This window comes from Clostridioides sp. ES-S-0006-03, from assembly GCF_020662275.1.
Taxonomy (GTDB): Bacteria; Bacillota; Clostridia; order Peptostreptococcales; family Peptostreptococcaceae; genus Clostridioides.
This window is the reverse complement of sequence record NZ_JADGMM010000010.1, coordinates 1-17,323: the sequence shown is the minus strand read 5'-3', so window position 1 is coordinate 17,323 and position 17,323 is coordinate 1. Positions and strand designations below refer to the sequence as shown.

The 17,323-nt window shown below is 28.5% G+C and carries 15 protein-coding genes and 1 riboswitch; of the genes, 11 read left to right on the top strand and 4 right to left on the bottom strand.

Annotated features, from left to right (window positions below; translation table 11 throughout):
* The first annotated feature begins 413 nt into the window (after positions 1–413).
* A complete protein-coding gene (locus IR151_RS13735) occupies positions 414–2,402 on the top strand; it encodes a sensor domain-containing diguanylate cyclase (RefSeq protein ID WP_227435278.1) in 1,989 nt (662 codons plus the stop codon).
* A gap of 342 nt (positions 2,403–2,744) precedes the next feature.
* Here the strand turns inward: IR151_RS13735 and IR151_RS13730 are convergent, their stop codons facing one another.
* Positions 2,745–3,905: a sensor histidine kinase gene (locus IR151_RS13730; protein ID WP_227435276.1), complete on the bottom strand. Its 1,161-nt coding sequence runs from the start codon at positions 3,903–3,905 to the stop codon at positions 2,745–2,747.
* Entirely contained in the window at positions 3,893–4,567 is a 675-nt protein-coding gene (locus tag IR151_RS13725; protein WP_227435274.1) for a response regulator transcription factor, read from the bottom strand. The genes IR151_RS13730 and IR151_RS13725 overlap by 13 nt, the downstream gene beginning before the upstream one ends.
* Positions 4,568–4,830: 263 nt before the next feature.
* Here IR151_RS13725 and IR151_RS13720 point away from each other — a divergent pair, with 263 nt between their 5' ends.
* On the top strand, positions 4,831–5,613 hold the full coding sequence (locus IR151_RS13720) for an EFR1 family ferrodoxin (RefSeq protein ID WP_227435272.1): 783 nt from the start codon (positions 4,831–4,833) through the stop codon (positions 5,611–5,613).
* Positions 5,614–5,724: 111 nt separating this feature from the next.
* Here IR151_RS13720 and IR151_RS13715 read toward each other — a convergent pair whose 3' ends face one another.
* Positions 5,725–6,552 carry a carbon-nitrogen hydrolase family protein gene (locus IR151_RS13715; protein ID WP_227435271.1) on the bottom strand — a complete coding sequence of 276 codons (828 nt, stop codon included), beginning with the start codon at positions 6,550–6,552 and terminating at the stop codon, positions 5,725–5,727.
* A gap of 217 nt (positions 6,553–6,769) precedes the next feature.
* A riboswitch (guanidine-I (ykkC/yxkD leader) is annotated at positions 6,770–6,875 on the top strand.
* Between the two features lie 72 nt (positions 6,876–6,947).
* Between IR151_RS13715 and sugE the strand changes: the two genes are divergently transcribed.
* The gene (sugE, locus tag IR151_RS13710) at positions 6,948–7,268 is read left to right on the top strand and encodes a quaternary ammonium compound efflux SMR transporter SugE (protein ID WP_227435269.1); all 321 of its coding nucleotides are present in this window, start codon (positions 6,948–6,950) and stop codon (positions 7,266–7,268) included.
* A gap of 270 nt (positions 7,269–7,538) precedes the next feature.
* Here the strand turns inward: sugE and IR151_RS13705 are convergent, their stop codons facing one another.
* Positions 7,539–8,219 (bottom strand): phosphoribosylaminoimidazolesuccinocarboxamide synthase, encoded by a 681-nt coding sequence (locus IR151_RS13705; RefSeq protein WP_227435267.1) that lies wholly within the window; start codon positions 8,217–8,219, stop codon positions 7,539–7,541.
* A gap of 397 nt (positions 8,220–8,616) precedes the next feature.
* On the opposite strand from IR151_RS13705, the gene IR151_RS13700 reads away from it, so the two are divergent.
* The 8 genes from IR151_RS13700 to IR151_RS13665 form a co-directional block, all read left to right on the top strand.
* Positions 8,617–9,669 (top strand): galactitol-1-phosphate 5-dehydrogenase, encoded by a 1,053-nt coding sequence (locus IR151_RS13700; protein WP_227435264.1) that lies wholly within the window; start codon positions 8,617–8,619, stop codon positions 9,667–9,669.
* A 54-nt stretch (positions 9,670–9,723) separates the two neighbouring features.
* Complete coding sequence (locus tag IR151_RS13695; protein WP_413927365.1) at positions 9,724–10,140, top strand: PTS sugar transporter subunit IIA; 417 nt, start codon at positions 9,724–9,726, stop codon at positions 10,138–10,140.
* Positions 10,141–10,168: 28 nt separating this feature from the next.
* A complete protein-coding gene (locus IR151_RS13690) occupies positions 10,169–10,642 on the top strand; it encodes a PTS sugar transporter subunit IIB (protein WP_227435260.1) in 474 nt (157 codons plus the stop codon).
* Positions 10,643–10,685: 43 nt separating this feature from the next.
* On the top strand, positions 10,686–11,444 hold the full coding sequence (locus IR151_RS13685; RefSeq protein WP_227435258.1) for a PTS mannose/fructose/sorbose/N-acetylgalactosamine transporter subunit IIC: 759 nt from the start codon (positions 10,686–10,688) through the stop codon (positions 11,442–11,444).
* A 24-nt stretch (positions 11,445–11,468) separates the two neighbouring features.
* On the top strand, positions 11,469–12,308 hold the full coding sequence (locus IR151_RS13680) for a PTS system mannose/fructose/sorbose family transporter subunit IID (RefSeq protein WP_227435256.1): 840 nt from the start codon (positions 11,469–11,471) through the stop codon (positions 12,306–12,308).
* A gap of 481 nt (positions 12,309–12,789) precedes the next feature.
* Complete coding sequence (locus IR151_RS13675) at positions 12,790–13,437, top strand: response regulator transcription factor (protein WP_227435254.1); 648 nt, start codon at positions 12,790–12,792, stop codon at positions 13,435–13,437.
* Complete coding sequence (locus tag IR151_RS13670; RefSeq protein ID WP_227435252.1) at positions 13,430–14,815, top strand: sensor histidine kinase; 1,386 nt, start codon at positions 13,430–13,432, stop codon at positions 14,813–14,815. The genes IR151_RS13675 and IR151_RS13670 overlap by 8 nt, the downstream gene beginning before the upstream one ends.
* Positions 14,816–15,287: 472 nt before the next feature.
* The coding region (locus tag IR151_RS13665) for a cell wall-binding repeat-containing protein (RefSeq protein ID WP_227435249.1) at positions 15,288–17,323 on the top strand (2,036 nt) is incomplete at its 3' end.

Here is a 17,323-nt window from a genome sequence, read left to right as displayed (position 1 = left end):
TCTCAATAGAAATTATAATTTAATAAAGAAATAAGAATAAAAAATTAAAATGAAATTTCCTTAGAGAAGTTTAATTAGTTTAAAGAAAATATTTAAAGAAAATTTATTAAAACTAGGCAGATTTAAGGGTATTTGTTGAGTACAATTCAATTCGTAGGGGTATAAGGGTTAAATGGATGTAATTTACTATTAAAGAAAAAGATTCCAAAATAAAGTAGGAGTTGCTATGAACATTTTTACTTAATATTTTTATTTGTTCATAGTGGTTGATATAGGAGGATAACTACTAATAAAATTAACTGTAGCTTTGAAATATAAAGCTGTTATGGATTATTATTGTGATATAATAATTGTAAACATAAAATTAAACCAGATATTGGGAGGACTATAGAATATTGGGAAGACTATACAATATGAAGATAGTATTCGCAAAACTGCGAATAGGTGCAGTTCCACTTATCTTGAGCATTGCCCTAATTTTGACAGGTATATTGTCAGTTCGTTCTATCAACAACCTTGAGGGAGATGCACGTGTTATCAATTATACAGGTATTATCCGTGGTGCTACACAGAGACTGATAAAAAAAGAACTTGCTCATGTACAGGATGATAGTTTGATTGCACATCTAGATGATATACTAACAGGGCTTTCTAATGGAAGTGCTGAACTTAATTTAATAAGACTTGAAAGTGAAGAGTATCAATCATTATTAGTAGAAATGAAAAAGGATTGGTCAGATATTAAGGTAGAAATCATGAGTTATAGAGATGGCGGTTCTGGGGACAAACTGTTTGAGATGAGTGAAGATTACTTTAACTTAGCGGACCAGTTGGTAATGGCTGCAGAGGTATATACTGATAAAATCGTTCAAGATGCTCGAAATTTATTGTTTTATATTAATATAGTGTTTATATTGATGGCAGGGCTATGTACTGTTTTTGCTTTCTGCCAAGATAAACGTCGCAGAAGATTGATTGAAGTTGAAAATGAGAATAAACTAAAGAACGAACAGTTATCAAAAAGGTTGCAAGAATTGCTTGTTCCTATAAATGAAATAACAGAACTAATGTATATATCAGACATTGATACCTATGATTTGCTATTTGTCAATGAAGCTGGAAAGAAAACTTTCAATATCAATGATGAAGAGCATTTGAAGTGTTATAAAGTATTGCAGGGATTTGATTCTCCATGTTCATTCTGTCAGAATTCTATTCTAAAAAAGGATGAAAATTATACTTGGGAACATACAAACCCAATCACTAAACGCCACTACTTATTAAAAGATAGATTAATGGAGTGGGAGGGCCGCACAGCAAGAATGGAAATTGCATTTGATATTACTGAAGCAACTAATGAAAAAATTGAACTAGAGAGCCGTTTGAAGAGAGATAATGTTCTTGTTGAGTGTATTCGAGAACTTTATCGCAATCATGAAACGTTAGATGCTACTAATTATGTATTGGAACAGGTAGGAAATTTGTTTTTAGCTGAACGTGCCTACATTTTCTTATTTCATGGTGATAATCTATCTAATATTGCAGAATGGTGTAAAGAAGGTATAATTCCACAAATTGATAACCTACAGGATTTACCACAGTCAGATTTTGCAATGTGGCTCAATGTGTTTCAAAAGCGAGGCAATGTAGTTATTCATGATATAGAAGACTTAAAATTGACTATGGAGTTTGAATATGAGATTCTTTTACAACAGAAAATTAAGCGTCTGGTCATGGTTCCATTAGAGCGTAATGGAAAATTAGATGGGTGTATTGGACTTGATAACCCCTCTATAAACTTAACGGAAAATGCAGCTACATTTCTTGAAACTCTTAGTTATTTTATTATGATTGCAATGCATAGAAATGAAAATGAGGAAGTTCTTTATCGTTTAAGTTATTTAGACACTCTTACTTCTTTTTATAATAGAAACCGTTATATTCACGATATTGATAACCTTGTGGGCGAAAAAAATTCTATTGGCGTAGTATATTTAGATGTAAACGGACTCAAGGAAATCAATGATAATTTGGGACATGATTCTGGTGATGAGTTGCTTAAAGCATGTGCAAAAATCATTCAAAATAGCTTTGAAATAGGTTCCTACTATCGAATTGGTGGTGATGAATTTGTAATTATTTGCATAGATATAAGTGAGAATGAATTCAATGAAAAAGTTCAAAAATTAAGGAATAATTTTATGAATGATGAATGTAAAGCTGCCATTGGTTCAAAATGGGAAGAAAATTGTGAAAATATTCAATTCATTATAAAAACTGCAGACGAACTCATGTATGCTGATAAAAAAGAATTTTATCATAACCATCGTGCAACAGGACGCTATCGACATAATACTGATGTATTAGAAGGTTCAGATAGATTGAAAGAAAAAAATATTTAATAAACAGTTTCAAGTTTATCTGTACATAAATTTATACATAAAGAGTAAAGAAGTTATTTAAGCAGAAGCATTAGTATGTTATTTGAATGATAATGGACTGAGTTAATTGACAGATAAATTTATTATTGTATTATAAAAATTAAATTTAATTAGCGAAATAGATTTTTATGTATTTGAAATGTGTTGTGTAAATCTATCTGATTTAAAAAAATCAGATAGATTATATTTATGTTTAAGGTTGCGTCTTTTTATTAGAATGTACGCTATAGGGTATATTTTAATAAAACTTAAAAGTTTATTATGTTTTATACAAGAAAATCTAGATTAAAAATTAAAGTACCTCTAGTCTTTTGTTGAGAACTTTGTTGTAATTTTAGCACCACCAATTGGATTGTTTTCAATAAAAATAGAGCCACCATGTTTCTCACATAATACTTTAGATATATAAAGACCCATACCAAAATTTAAGTTGTTATTATTTAAAGTCTTATCTTTATAAAAAGGTTTTAATGCTGATTTTATAGATTCTTCACTAAATCCCACACCATCATCTTCAATTACGAAAGTAAGGAATTCTTGCTCAAGGTATATAAGTATAGATATTTTATTTTTTGCATATCTAAATGCATTTGATATTATATTTTCAATAACTCTATGAATAATATTTTCATCAAATAATACGTTTATATTATCCACTTTATTTGTAATTTTAAAAGATTTTCCAGCTTGTTTTGATAGAATGGAGATATTGCTATCTAAGTTTTCTACAAAAGCATTTATACTTGATGTAGATTTTGTAATAACTAGGTCTTCTAATCGTTGAGCATTACTCATACTATTTACATAGTATTCAATTCTGTTGATATGTTCAGACATAAGTTGTGCAGTTGATAAAATTTTTTTATCACTAAGTTTTCCTGTTGGCATGTATTTTATTAAATAATCTGAGTATCCCTTTAGAACAGTAAGAGGATTTCTTAAATCATGAGAAAAAGCAGCATTAAGCTGTTTTCTATCGTCTATCATAGTCCACATTTTTATATTATTTTTATTTAGTTGCAACCTCATTTTCTCAAAAGCACTACACAGATTACCTAATTCGTCATTACTCTTATATTCTAAGTAAAAATCTAAGTTATTATTGGATATTTCGTTTGCTCCTTTATTAAGTATTTCAATAGGTATCTTTAATTTTACCTTATAAAAAATTATATCAGCCAATAATAGAAGTCCTATAAAAAATACGAGTGGGAGTATAAGCTGAAGTGTGCTAATTATATTAATCAATACTTTATCAAAATCACTATATTGATTTAAATTATTTTGCACTATGGTTATAGTTTCTGTGTATAAAGGAGTTTGTAAATATTTGTCTTGTATAGAGTGATATATGTAATTAAGTAAAATGTATGAGACTGTTGTAAGTACTGATGCTATAATTAATGAAGATAGAGTGAGAAAGAAAAAAGATTTTTTTAATGACATATTCTTTATTTTATCCATTTGTAACCAGCTCCCCATACTGTTTCTATGTAATTTTCAAGAGTATATCTTGATAATTTAATTCGTATTTTTCTGATATGTTCCATTATAACATCACTATTTCCATTTTTATCATAGCCCCATATTCTATCATAAATTCTCTCTCTATCAAATACTTGACCAGGGTTCGTAGAGAGAAGTTCTACGATATCAAATTCTTTTTTTGAAAGTGAAACTTGGTTATTATCAATGGAAATTGACCTTTTTTCATAGTCTATTACTAAATCTTTATAAAAATTGACTTTAGTATGATTTGATTTTCTTTGTTCGCGTCTTAAGTGAGCAGAGACTCTTGCCCCAAGTTCCTCTAAATCAAAAGGTTTTACAATATAATCATCAGCACCAACACGAAAACCATTAATTTTATCATAGTTTTCAATTTTGGCTGTTAAAAATAAGATAGGACATGATATATAGTTTCTAATTCTACTGCAAACTTCAATTCCATCTATTTCAGGCATGTTTATATCAAGTAGAATAATGTCTGGATTTTTAGATATTTTTTCTAGTGCTTCTTTTCCATTTTGAGCAGTGTAAACTTCATAATCATTTATTTCAAAATAATCTTTTAATAAAGTGGTGATTCCTTTCTCGTCATCTACAACAAGTATTTTACTGTTCATAAAAATTCTCCTTTCTAAATAAAACTTTTTAAACAACTTCTATTTTAGTATAAAAATCTCAAGAATTTCTCAAATTATTAAATTTACATAAAAATATAATAGTTTTAATGATTAAAATTAGTATATTTTTATATACTAAATAAATCAAGTGTCTAATTATTGGAAAATTTAAGCATGTAGTTAATAGTCTTTATTTGAGTATTCTAATTTTAATATATAAAGATGAATAATTTTCCAAAAGGGCATCTTGGGAGGAGTATTTTATGAAAGATAAAGTTATTTATTATTTTACATCAACTGGAAATAGCCTAAGTGTAGCAGAGAGTATATCGAATAAAATAAATGCAAATATAATTAGAATATGTGAAACAACTGATGTAGATTGTAATAGTGATATGATAGGATTTGTATTTCCATTATATTTTTGGGAGTTACCTAATCTTGTTTCTAAATTTATATCAAATCTAAATATTAAAAGTGATAAACCATATATTTTTGCTGTAGTAACTTGTGGAGGCATGATAGGTGGAAGTGCGCTTCATGATGTGAATGCTTTATTGAAAGAGAAGGGTCATGGACTAAATCTAGGTTCAAGGATACAGATGGTTTCTAATTACATTTGTGAGTTTAAAATAAAAGATGATAAAAAAATTGATAATTTACTTAGAAAAGCAGAAATCAAGGTTAATGAAGTGTCAGAAGATATTGTAAATAAGAAAAGTAATAAAATTGGCAAAACAAATTTTATATACAAGAAGTTTTATAAAAAATATATTTCATCTTGTGCAAATCAAGATAGCCATTTTTCAGTTGAAGATACCTGTATAGAATGTGGTATTTGTTCAAAAGTATGTTCTGTAAATAATATAGACGTTGAAAAGGGGAGACCGAAGTTTTTACACAATTGTGAACATTGTTTAGCATGTGTACATTGGTGTCCTAAGCAAGCGATTCAATGGAAAGATGTAACTAAAAATAAAAAGAGATACCATAATCCAAATATAAAGTTGGAAGATATGATAAGTGAGAAAAGTAAAGATATTTAATAAAAAATGACTACTATTAATCAATTAGTAACTAAGAGTAGTTGGGATAATTACCATAATAAAAACCCCATAAATATTTTAAATAATTAATTTAGGGGGTTTTATAATTTTTTATTTTAAAATATTAAGTTCATATAAGTCTGTTCTTCTATGTTTAAGTAATGGTAATTGTTGTCTTATGTCAGGAATTAAATCTCTATCAATATCAGCATAGATAATGCATTCCTTTTCATCAGCCTGAGCTATAATTTTTCCCCAAGGGTCTGAAATTCTTGAATTACCAAAAGCTATGTAAGAAGCATCTTTATTTCGAGCAGGTGCAGCACCAACATAAAATATCTGATTATCTAAAGCACGCATTCTGATAGATAATTCCCAATGTGCAGGTCCAGTTGTCATATTGAATGCTGCTGGCAAGATAACGATTTCTGCACCTTCAAGAGCCATTAAACGTGATAATTCAGGGAAACGAATATCATAGCAAATAGCAATACCCATCTTTCCATATTCAGTATCTATTATAGTAACATCATTTCCAGCAGTAAGAGTATCAGATTCTTTAAAGCTAACTTTTCCTGTAACTTCAATGTCAAATAAGTGCATTTTGCGATGTTTTCCAATTAAAGTTCCATTTTTATCAAATACATAACAAGTATTATAGATTTTGCTATCTTCTAACTCTGGAATACTACCAGAAATTAGATAAATACCATGTTTTTCGGCTAGTTTACTCAATGTATTTGTTGTTTCACCTGGATATTCTTCTGCAAATTTAGGAAAGTATTTATTTTCATATGGACAATTAAACATTTCCGGTAAAACCACAATTTTAGCCCCATTATTGGCAGCTTCTGTTACCATTTCTACAGCATGATTAATATTTTCAATCTTGTTTTCTGTAGTAATCATCTGACACACTGCAATTTTGTAGGAATTCATAAAAATTACTCCTTTCGATATTTTTATGTTATTATAACATATTAAATAAAAATTAGATATAAATACAAAATATGTAAGTTGAATATGTTATATAACCAAAGAGTACAAATTACTATAGATATATATTTTAATTTATACTCTTATAATTTATATCATATCAATATATTGACTTTTTTTACCTATGTTGATAGTATTATTTTAAAGACAATAAAATAATACTAGAGTTTTATAGGGTTCCGCAATTATTAATGATTGGTCTGGTCCAAGATAAAACCCACAACATAATTTTGTTGTGAACACGGAAGGATAAAAACCTGGGAGATATTTTATAATATTTCTCAGGTTATTTTATTGCTAAAAAAGAGATATATTATTTGAAAAGAGGGATGATTTATATGAAATGGTTATTTTTATTTATTGCAGGACTATTTGAAGTTTTTTGGGCATTTCAATTAAAAAATTCACATGGATTTTCTAAGTTGACTCCAAGTATACTTACTGTTGTTGGGATGATTGTTAGTTTTTATTTTTTATCATTGGCGCTTAAACATCTTCCGCTTGGAACGTCATATGCCATATGGACTGGAATTGGTACAGTTGGAACTGCTATTGTAGGAATTGCTCTTTTAAATGAACCAGTTAATATGGCTAGAATTTTATGTATAGGTCTTATTGTAGTGGGGATTGTAGGATTGAAATTATTATCTAGTAACTAATAAGTATGAATTAGGATAAATAGTAGGAGGTGATAGTTATAGAATATAGAAGCTAATTTATAGGAATTAAGTGCATCAGCAGAATAAAAGATGCTATAAAGTTAGAAATTATAAAATGTTGTAATAATACAATAAAAAAGCTATGAAATTAGAAATTATAAAATGTTTTAAAGTAATTGATATTTTATAGAATTTCTGATTCATAGCTTGTTTTTATTTATAAGTTTATTAGATTTGTATTTGAAAATTATATGTATATATTCTGTATAATTATTTTGCTAATAATAAAGCAGTTAAATCCATAGGGTCAACTATTACACCATCTTTATAAACACGCATATTTCCAGATGCTATCTCATCTATTAATATTACTTCATTATTGTAGAATCCAAATTCAAACTTAATATCATAAAGTTCAAGTCCTTTTTCAGCTATAGTATCACGAACTATGTTAGAAATTTTTTGAGTCATACTCTTCATTGAATCAAATTGAGCTTGAGTCATAATATTTAAAGCTTCTAAACCTTCAGATGTTATAAGTGGGTCACAACGGTCATCATCTTTTAAAGTTGCTTCTACATAACAGTCTAACTTAGCTCCTTCTTCAACACATGAACCATAACGACGTAAGAAACTACCAACAGCTCTATAACGACAAATAACTTCTAATCCATTACCAAAAACTTTTGCTGGTAACACTTCCATAGTTGCATCTTCTAAATTAGCACTTACATAATGAGTTTTAATTCCAGCATTGTTTAGAATTTCAAAGAACTTAACAGATGTTTCTAAATTAGCCTTACCAATTCCATCTATGCTTAGCCCTACAGTATTTTCACCTGGATCGAATACACCATCTTTGCCAGTTACATCATCCTTAAATTTAAGTAAGAAATTTCCATTATCTAATTCAAAAACATCTTTAGTCTTTCCTTGATACACTTTTTTCATAAACAACCTCCAAAATATTAAATTATTATATTGAATAAGGCATTAGTGTCAAAAAAGTTCTGGTATTCGTATAAAAATCTATATTGATGCCTTATATTTAATATTATATCACAAAAATAGAGAATTTTTCCGAACATTTTTATAAAAATAATAAAAAAAGTACATTTTATGAAAAATTTTAGAAAAGTACTCAGAAAGAAAGTGAGTGTCATTTGTATTAACACACATAAGTTTTTGTAGGAAATTTTTTTGACACACTTTGACACACATATAATAACAGTGTGATAAATGGCATGAAAACTATATTTACAAATGTTGGCATAAAAATTGCTCTATATATTTTACATAAAAAAGATGAGTATATATCTAAATAAAATAAACAATAGAGGTGGTTAATATGAAGTCAGTTAAGTTCTATGGTGTAAGAGATACAAGAGTAGAGAATGCAGATATACCTAAAATATTAGAAAAAGATGATGTAATAGTTAAAGTAAAAGTTGCTGGTATATGTGGCTCTGATATATCAAAATACTCAAAGACAGGCCCTCATATGGTTGGAGAAATCTTAGGACATGAATTTTCAGGAGAAGTAGCAGAAGTTGGTACAGAAGTAAAAGATTTTAAAATAGGAGATAGAGTTGCTGTTTGTCCAGCTATGCCATGTTTTGAATGTGATGAATGTAAAAAAGGGTTGTATTCAAGATGTAATAATGTAGCAATAATAGGCAATAAAGAGCTTGGAGGATGTTTTGCTGAATATACAAAGGTAAAGGAAAGAAATTTGATAAAAATACCAGAAGAAATAAGTTATGAAACGGCTGCTGCTTTAGAACCAGTGTGTATAGCAGGGCATGGACTTTTTAGGTCAGAAACTAAGGTAGGAGATACTGTTGTAGTACTTGGAACAGGACCAATAGGCTTATTTTCAATACAATGGGCAAAAATATTTGGTTCTACAAAAATAGTGGCTATAGATGTATTTGATGAGAAATTAGAATTAGCGAAGGAATTAGGAGCAGATATTTGTATAAATGCAAAAGAAAAAAATATTGTAGAAGAGATAAAAAAATTAACTAATGGAGCTGGAGCAGACATTGTTATTGAATCAGCAGGAACTCCAATGACATGTGGTCAGGTATTATTATTAGCCAAAAAAGGTGGGACAGTACTGTATGCAGGAGTACCATATGGAGATGTAGCTTTAAGCAGAGAACAATTTGAGAAGATAGTGAGAAGTGAGCTAACTGTGAAAGGAACTTGGTTTGGAAATTCATTTCCATTTCCAGGAAAAGAATGGAGTGCTGGCTTGTATCATATGCAAAAAGGTGACATGAATGTTGAGAAATTGGTGACACACAGAATAAATTTAGATGAAGTGCCAGATTATTTTGAAAAAATATACAAAAGAGACATTTTCTTTGGTAAGATAATGATTAATGTGGCTAATTAAGGTAGAGCAATAAAGATAGTAATTTATAATGTATATAAAAAAGTTAAGAGAGGTATGATTCATATGGCAGGAATAATTATAGCTGCACATGGGAATATGGCTAAAGCAATGTTAGAAAGTGCTGAATTAATAGTAGGGAAACAAGAAAAAGTAGAAACTTTAGGATTAAACCATGGTGACAGTATAGATGAGTTTAGTAGAAAATTAGAAAATGGAATTGAAAAATATAAAGATGAAGGTATTTTAGTATTACTTGATTTTTATGGAGGAACTCCTTTCAATACATCTGCTGTTATAATAAATAAATTTGCTAAGGAATGTGAATTAGAATGTTTAACAGGTGTAAATTTGCCTATGCTTTTAGAGCTGTTTTTAAACAGAGATACTATGAAGTTAAAAGATTTAAAAAATTTATGTGAAGAAGTTGGAGTTTTAGGAATTAAAGATGTAAAAGCAGCTTTAAATATATAAAATAAATTAAAATTTTGGAGGAATTATTATGAGAAATATAGCATTAACAAGAATTGATGATAGATTAATACATGGGCAAGTTATAACTGCTTGGTGTAAGATTACATCAGCAAAGAGGATAGTAATAGTAGATGATTTAGTTGTAAAAGACCCTTTTATAGTTCAAGTCTTACAAATGGCAGCACCCTCAACTGTTAAGGTTGAAGTGCATGATATAGAATCAGGTGCTGAAGTTTTAAAATCATATGATGGAGATGAAAATTTAATAGTATTAGTTAAATATCCTAAAACTGTTTTAGGTCTAGTAAATAATGGAGTAGATTTAAAAGAATTAAATGTTGGGGGTATGGGAGCTGGTCTTGGAAGAAAAAGTTTTTATAAGAATATATCAGTATCAGATGAAGAGAAAGAAATATTTAGGGAATTAATATCAAAGAATGTTAAGTGTTTTATACAAATAGTTCCAGATGCAAAGAAAATTGATGTAGGAACATTGTTGTAAGACCTATTTTGTAAATATTTAAAATTAAATAAGGAGGAAGAACATGCAAATTTCACTAATTCAAGCAGTTTTAATAGCAATTTTTTATTATCTTTCTTGGAGTCCATGGCTAACTTATGTTGGATTTTTTACATGGAATAGACCTTTATTAGCTGGATTTGTAACAGGAATTATACTAGGAGACCCAGTTCAAGGAGCAATTATAGGTGCAGGTATAAATATGATATATTTAGGATTCATATCAGCAGGAGGGGCTCAAATGGGAGACCCAGCTTTTGCAGGATATGTGGGGACTGCTTTAGCTATAGCATCTAATTTGGATGTAAGTACTGCAATGGCAATAGCTGTTCCATTAGGTACTGTTGCAACTGTACTTTGGATAGGTAAAATGACAGTCAATTCTTTTTTTGCACACTGGGCAGATAGAGAGGTTCAAAAAGGAAATATAGATAAAGTAGCATTTATAAATATAGTTCCACCTCAGATACTATTGTTTGTAATGAGTTTTATACCAGCATTATTAGTTGTTTATTTTGGGCCAAATGCAATAGATGGAATGTTAGAAGTAATGAATGATAATGTGTTACATGTATTCAATGTAATTGGAGCTATGTTACCAGCGTTAGGAATTGCTATGAACTTAAAATTAATTGGAAATAAGTTTACTATGCCATTTTTCATATTAGGTATATTAATGGCTGTTTATTTTAAAGTAGATATAATAGTAATATCTGTTATTGGAGTAATACTTGCTCTTACAATTACTTCAATTAAATATGGAAAAGATGGTGCGACATCTTAAATATATAAGAAAGGGGAAAAAATTATGTCAGATACAAAAAGTGAAGTAGCTAAGAAAACGTTAAGCAAAAAAGATGTGATAAAGTCATGGCTAAGATGGTTTTTCTTTGCACAATCTAACTACAATTATGAAAGATTACAATCAACAGCATTTTCACATTCAATGTTACCAGTACTTAAGAAGTTATATCCAGATAAAGAAGAGTTAAAGCAAGAAGTAGAAACTCACTTGGCATTTTTTAATACAGAGCCTATATGTGGATGTGTTATACATGGAATAACAATAGCTATGGAAGAAGAAAAAGCTAATGGTGCAGATGAAATAAGTGGTGATGGTATGAATGCCATAAAGACAGGTTTAATGGGACCATTGGCAGGTATTGGAGATACTTTAACTCAAGGAGTTATAACACCTATAGTATTAGCTGTTTGTATTGGTTTAACTGAGGGAGGAGCATCAATTGCAGGACCGATATTATTTGTATTGGCTCAATATATAATAATGACCTCAATTTCATTTGGAATGTGGACAAATGGATACAAGTATGGTAAAAAAGCTGTTGAAAGTATACTTCAGGGTGGAATAGTAAATAAAGTTATAGAAGGTGCTTCGATACTAGGGACTTTAGTTATGGGCGGACTAGTAGGTAGATTTATTAATTTATCTACACCAATAAGTTATACTAGTGGAGATTTTAAATTTAGTCTTCAGACAGATTTACTTGATAAGATATTTCCAGGGTTAATTCCTTTGGTACTTACTTTATTGGTACTCTTTGCTTTAAAGAAAGGTCTTTCTCCAATAAAAATAATGGGTATATTGATAGTGGTAGGTGCTATTACAGGTATATTAGGATTATTTTAAATAAATGCATATGATGTATTGATGAGGATTTTAGATAAATTGGCTATATCTATAAAATACAATAGCAATTAGGGTAAATTAGATTATTAATAGATTAAGATTTAAGCTTTAAGCTTAGATAAGTCGTGTAGAATATATAATTTTGTAAAAGGTATCTCAAAATGATTTTTAAATCATAGGTGAGGTACCTTTTTTATTTATGTATAAAATCTTATGGGATTGGATAAAAATATTAATTTTATATAGAAGAGTTATTTTGTAGGTTTCTGCTTTATATTAATATTTAGAGATTAACAATTATATTTAAAAATTTTGCAGAGTTAACTATGTGTTTAAATTTATAGATTTAGTATTAAAGCTTATCTGTACTCTATTTTATATTGGTATTTAGTAATAATTGTAAACTTCTTGTAACATATATTTTATATAATTGAAACAATGGATATAATATGAAATATAATAAATTTAGGGATGTGAATATATGAATGTATTAATTGCTGATGATGAAGTGAGTATGATTAAGATACTTTGTGCTTATTTTAAAAAAGAAGGCTTCAATGTATTTACTGCAAAAAATGGGGAAGAGGCTTTAGATGTTTTTTATGAAAATAAAATAGATTTAGCAATACTGGATTGGATGATGCCAGTAATTGATGGAATAGAGGTTTGTAAAGAGATAAAGGAAAATAGTAACACAAAGGTACTTATGTTGACAGCTAAAAGTCAAAGCGAAGATGAAATCGAGGCACTCAATATAGGTGCAGATGAATATGTTAAAAAGCCATTTGACCCTAGAGTCTTAATAATAAGGGCTAAGAAATTGGTAAATTATAAAGATACAATTAATATAAGAGATTTAAAAATAGATTTTGAGTCAAATAAAGTTTTTAAAGGTAATGATGAACTACTATTGACTAAAAAAGAATTGGAATTAATACATTGCTTAGTAAATAATAAAGGAATAGTTTTATCTAGGGAAAGACTTTTAGATTTAGTCTGGGGATTGGATTATGATGGAGATTTTAGAACAGTAGATACTCATATAAGAAGACTGAGAACAAAAGTAGGAGAAGATATAATAAAAACTTACAGAGGATTAGGGTATAGTCTGGAGGATTTTGATGACTAAACTAAATAAGAAGTTATCTATAAGTATATCAATAGTAGTTGTAGTTGTTTATATAATATCTATAGCTATAAATAGTATGTTTATTCATAGGTATTATTTACATGAAAAAAGAAATGTATTGAACAACATTGAAAATGAAATAAAACATAAGGATATTAATAAATTAAAGTCAAATATTGAATTAATTGAAGAAAAAAGTAATACAGCCATTGTATATGTAACATTAGATAAAAATTACAAAAATAAAAATAGTATGGATAAAATAAATCAAGATTTGCTAGACGCTTTTTGGAATAAAGGTTTGAGCTTAAATAAATTTTGGATTGAAGGAAGTGTTTTAAAAGATATTGACAATAAAAGTATTAATAAAATATATAATCAGGGAAAAACCAAATATAGTCTACTAGTAAAGTTTATGAAAAAGGATAATTATTTATTTGCTATATCTATACCAATAGAACATTCAGAAGAAACAATTGGTATAGTAAATAGATTTAATATAATAATGGGGATATTTTCAGTAATTATAATAACTATACTTACATTTATACTGTCAAACAGAATTATAAGACCTATGGAAAAGTTAAAGCTTTTATCGAAGGATATATCTGAGTTAAATTTTAGAACTGAGGCTATAAAAACGAATGATGAAATAGAGGAGTTAGCTTATAGCATAAATATAATGAGTGTGAAGCTTGAAAAGGCACACAATGAATTAAATAAAAGAAATGAAAATTTAAAATCTTTTATATCTGATGCATCTCATGAAATGAAAACTCCAATAGCACTTATAAAAGCATATGCTATAGGTATGAAAGATGGTTTGGATGATGGTACTTATACAGATACAATAATTGAACAGGCAGAAAATATGTCTAATACAATAAATACTCTTTTATATTGGGCTAAATATGAGAAAAAAGAAGTTAGTTTGTGTGAAGTAGATTTAAAGGAGAGACTGCTTAAGAATTTAAAAAATTATGAATTATTGATATCTAAGGATAATATAAGTGTTCAATGCGATATAGAAGATAAAAATCTTATAATAAATTCTGATAAAGATAGTATAGATATGGTACTTAATAATTTGATTAGTAATGCAATAAAGTATACTAGTGATAATGAGATAGAGATTAATCTTTTTAGAGATAAGGATAAGATTATTTTATCTATAAAAAATGGAATAGATTATGATAGAGAAGATGATATTGATGATATATGGAAGCCTTTTTATGTCTTAGAGAAGTCAAGAAGTAAAGAACTTTCAGGTACTGGTCTTGGTCTTACAATAGTTAAGACTATACTTGAAGAAAATAATTTTAGATATAAGGTTGAAATTTGTGATGGAAAGATAGAATTTTATATTATCTTTATATAAGCTTTATACTATTTTTATATTGTCTCGTAAAAATACAACAAAATAAAATATAAATATAAAAAATAATTTAAAAAATATCAAATTAATTTGTTTTTCATATGGATAAAATTGGTTATTTAATATATAATCATAATAAGCATAAATAATGAAATTTATTTATAAAACAAGTAGCACTTTTAATTCTAAGGGATACTTAAAGACTAATTTTAAAGAGGTTTTCTAACTATAATGATTTTATAATTAATATATAATTTATTTATTATTTTCTTATATTATAGTTATTATAAAGGAATGCGTAGATTTTCTAATTGATTGAAAAATTAGTAAATTTTAATTTTAAGGTGAGTTTGATTTTTATGTTAATGAATTGTTGTAAAATAGTAGGTTTTATGTAAAAAAAAGTAGCTCTTAGAATTAAAACGGGAACAAAACGAAACAATTAGGTACTACTAATGGACAAGGGGGAAATATAATGAAAATACCAAAGAAGATTGCTGCTATGCTTACAGTTACTATGATAGCTGGAAGTTCTACAGCAGGTATAGTTAGTGCACAAACAGTAGCAACAAATTTAACAGGACAAGAGAGATATGAAACTGCTGTAAAAATAAGCCAAGATGGATGGAAAAATGCTGATGAGGTAGTAATAGTAAATGATTCATCTATAGCAGATGCTCTATCCGCAACACCATTTGCAAAGGCAAAAAATGCTCCTATACTTTTAACAGGTAAAGATAAATTAAATGATAAGACAAAAGCAGAGTTACAAAGACTAAAAGCTAAGAAAGTATATCTAATAGGTGGTACTTCTGTACTAAGTGCAAATATAGAAAAACAAATAAAAGATTTAAAAATATCTTTTGAAAGAATATCTGGTGCAGAGAGATACCAAACATCTTTAGAGTTAGCAAAGAGATTAGATGCAGTAAGTGATGTTAAAAAAATAGCTGTAGTTAATGGTGAAAAAGGGCTTGCAGATGCAGTAAGTGTGGGTGCTCCAGCTGCGCAAAATAATATGCCAGTAATACTTGCTGACTCTAAAAATGGAACAGCAGTTGCAGATAAATTTATAAAAGATGCAGGAATAACTCAATCTTATGTAATAGGTGGGGAAAGTTCAGTTTCTGAAGCTGTAAAAAATAAACTACCAAATAGTACAAGATTAGGTGGAACAGATAGAAATGATACAAATGCAAAAGTAGTAAAAGAATTCTATAAAAAGACAGATTTAAAAAATGCATATGTAACTAAAGATGGTATGGCTAAACAAGACCAACTTATAGATGCATTAGCAGTAGGTGTATTAGGAGCTAAAAACCAATCACCAGTAGTTCTAGTTGGAAAGAATTTATCAGCTTCACAAAAATCTTTAGTAAACTCTAAGAGTTTTGACAAAATAACTAAAGTTGGTGGAAATGGCAATGAGACAGCATTTAATGAAATGAAATCATTACAAGAAGTAAGCACAGTTGAAGCTAAAACAATTTCTGAGTTAAAATCAGCTGTAGATAAAGCTACTGCTAATGATGTTATAAACTTTAAACCAACTAGTGAAGTTAAAGAAGCATTTACAATACAAACTGATAAAGCAGTAACAGTAAACTTAAATGGTACATATACAAAGGCTGTAACTATCAACATGCCTAATGGGGATGTAAACAACTATGCAAAAGTAGACGATGTAGTTATAGATGATGTTAAAGATGGAACTTTCATTAACTATGGAAAAATAACTAATTTAAAAGTTAATGATAAAAATGGAGCTAAGATAGAAAATAATTCAAAAGGTGAGATTGGTAGTTTAACAGTAGCATCTGGAGCAAGTCAAGTAAAAGTAACTAATGGTGGTAAGATAACTACAGTTACAAATAATTCTAAAGGTACTACTATAGATAATAAGGGTACAATAAGTACTGTTAAGGGAGACAATTCTCCATCTATAAGTGGAAATAATCCAAGTTCTAACTCATCAGGAGGAAGTTCTTCAAGTGGAGGAGGTTCACATGGAGGAAGTAGTAGTGGAGGAAGTTCTTCTAACCAAAACCAAACAGCAGTAAATAAAGAGGCAGCAAAAATAACAAGTGTAACTGCACCAGCAAAAGATGCAACTAAATTAACAATGCCATCAGTATCAAGTGGATATACTATAGCAATAAAATCATCAAGTAGCGAGAATGTTATAAAAAAAGATGGAACAATAGTACCACAAAATACAGCAACAACAGTGAAACTAGTATTTACAGTAACACATACATCAAGTGGAAAAACAGCAGATACTAAAGAAATAGAGGTAGTAGTACCAGCTAAATCAACAGATGAAGAATTACAAGCAGCAGTAAATAAAGAGGCAGCAAAAATAACAAGTGTAACTGCACCAGCAAAAGATGCAACAACACTAACAATGCCATCAGTATCAAGTGGATATACTATATCAATAAAATCATCAACTAACGAAAATGTTATAAAGAAAGATGGTACAATAGTGCCACCAGATGCAGAAACAAAAGT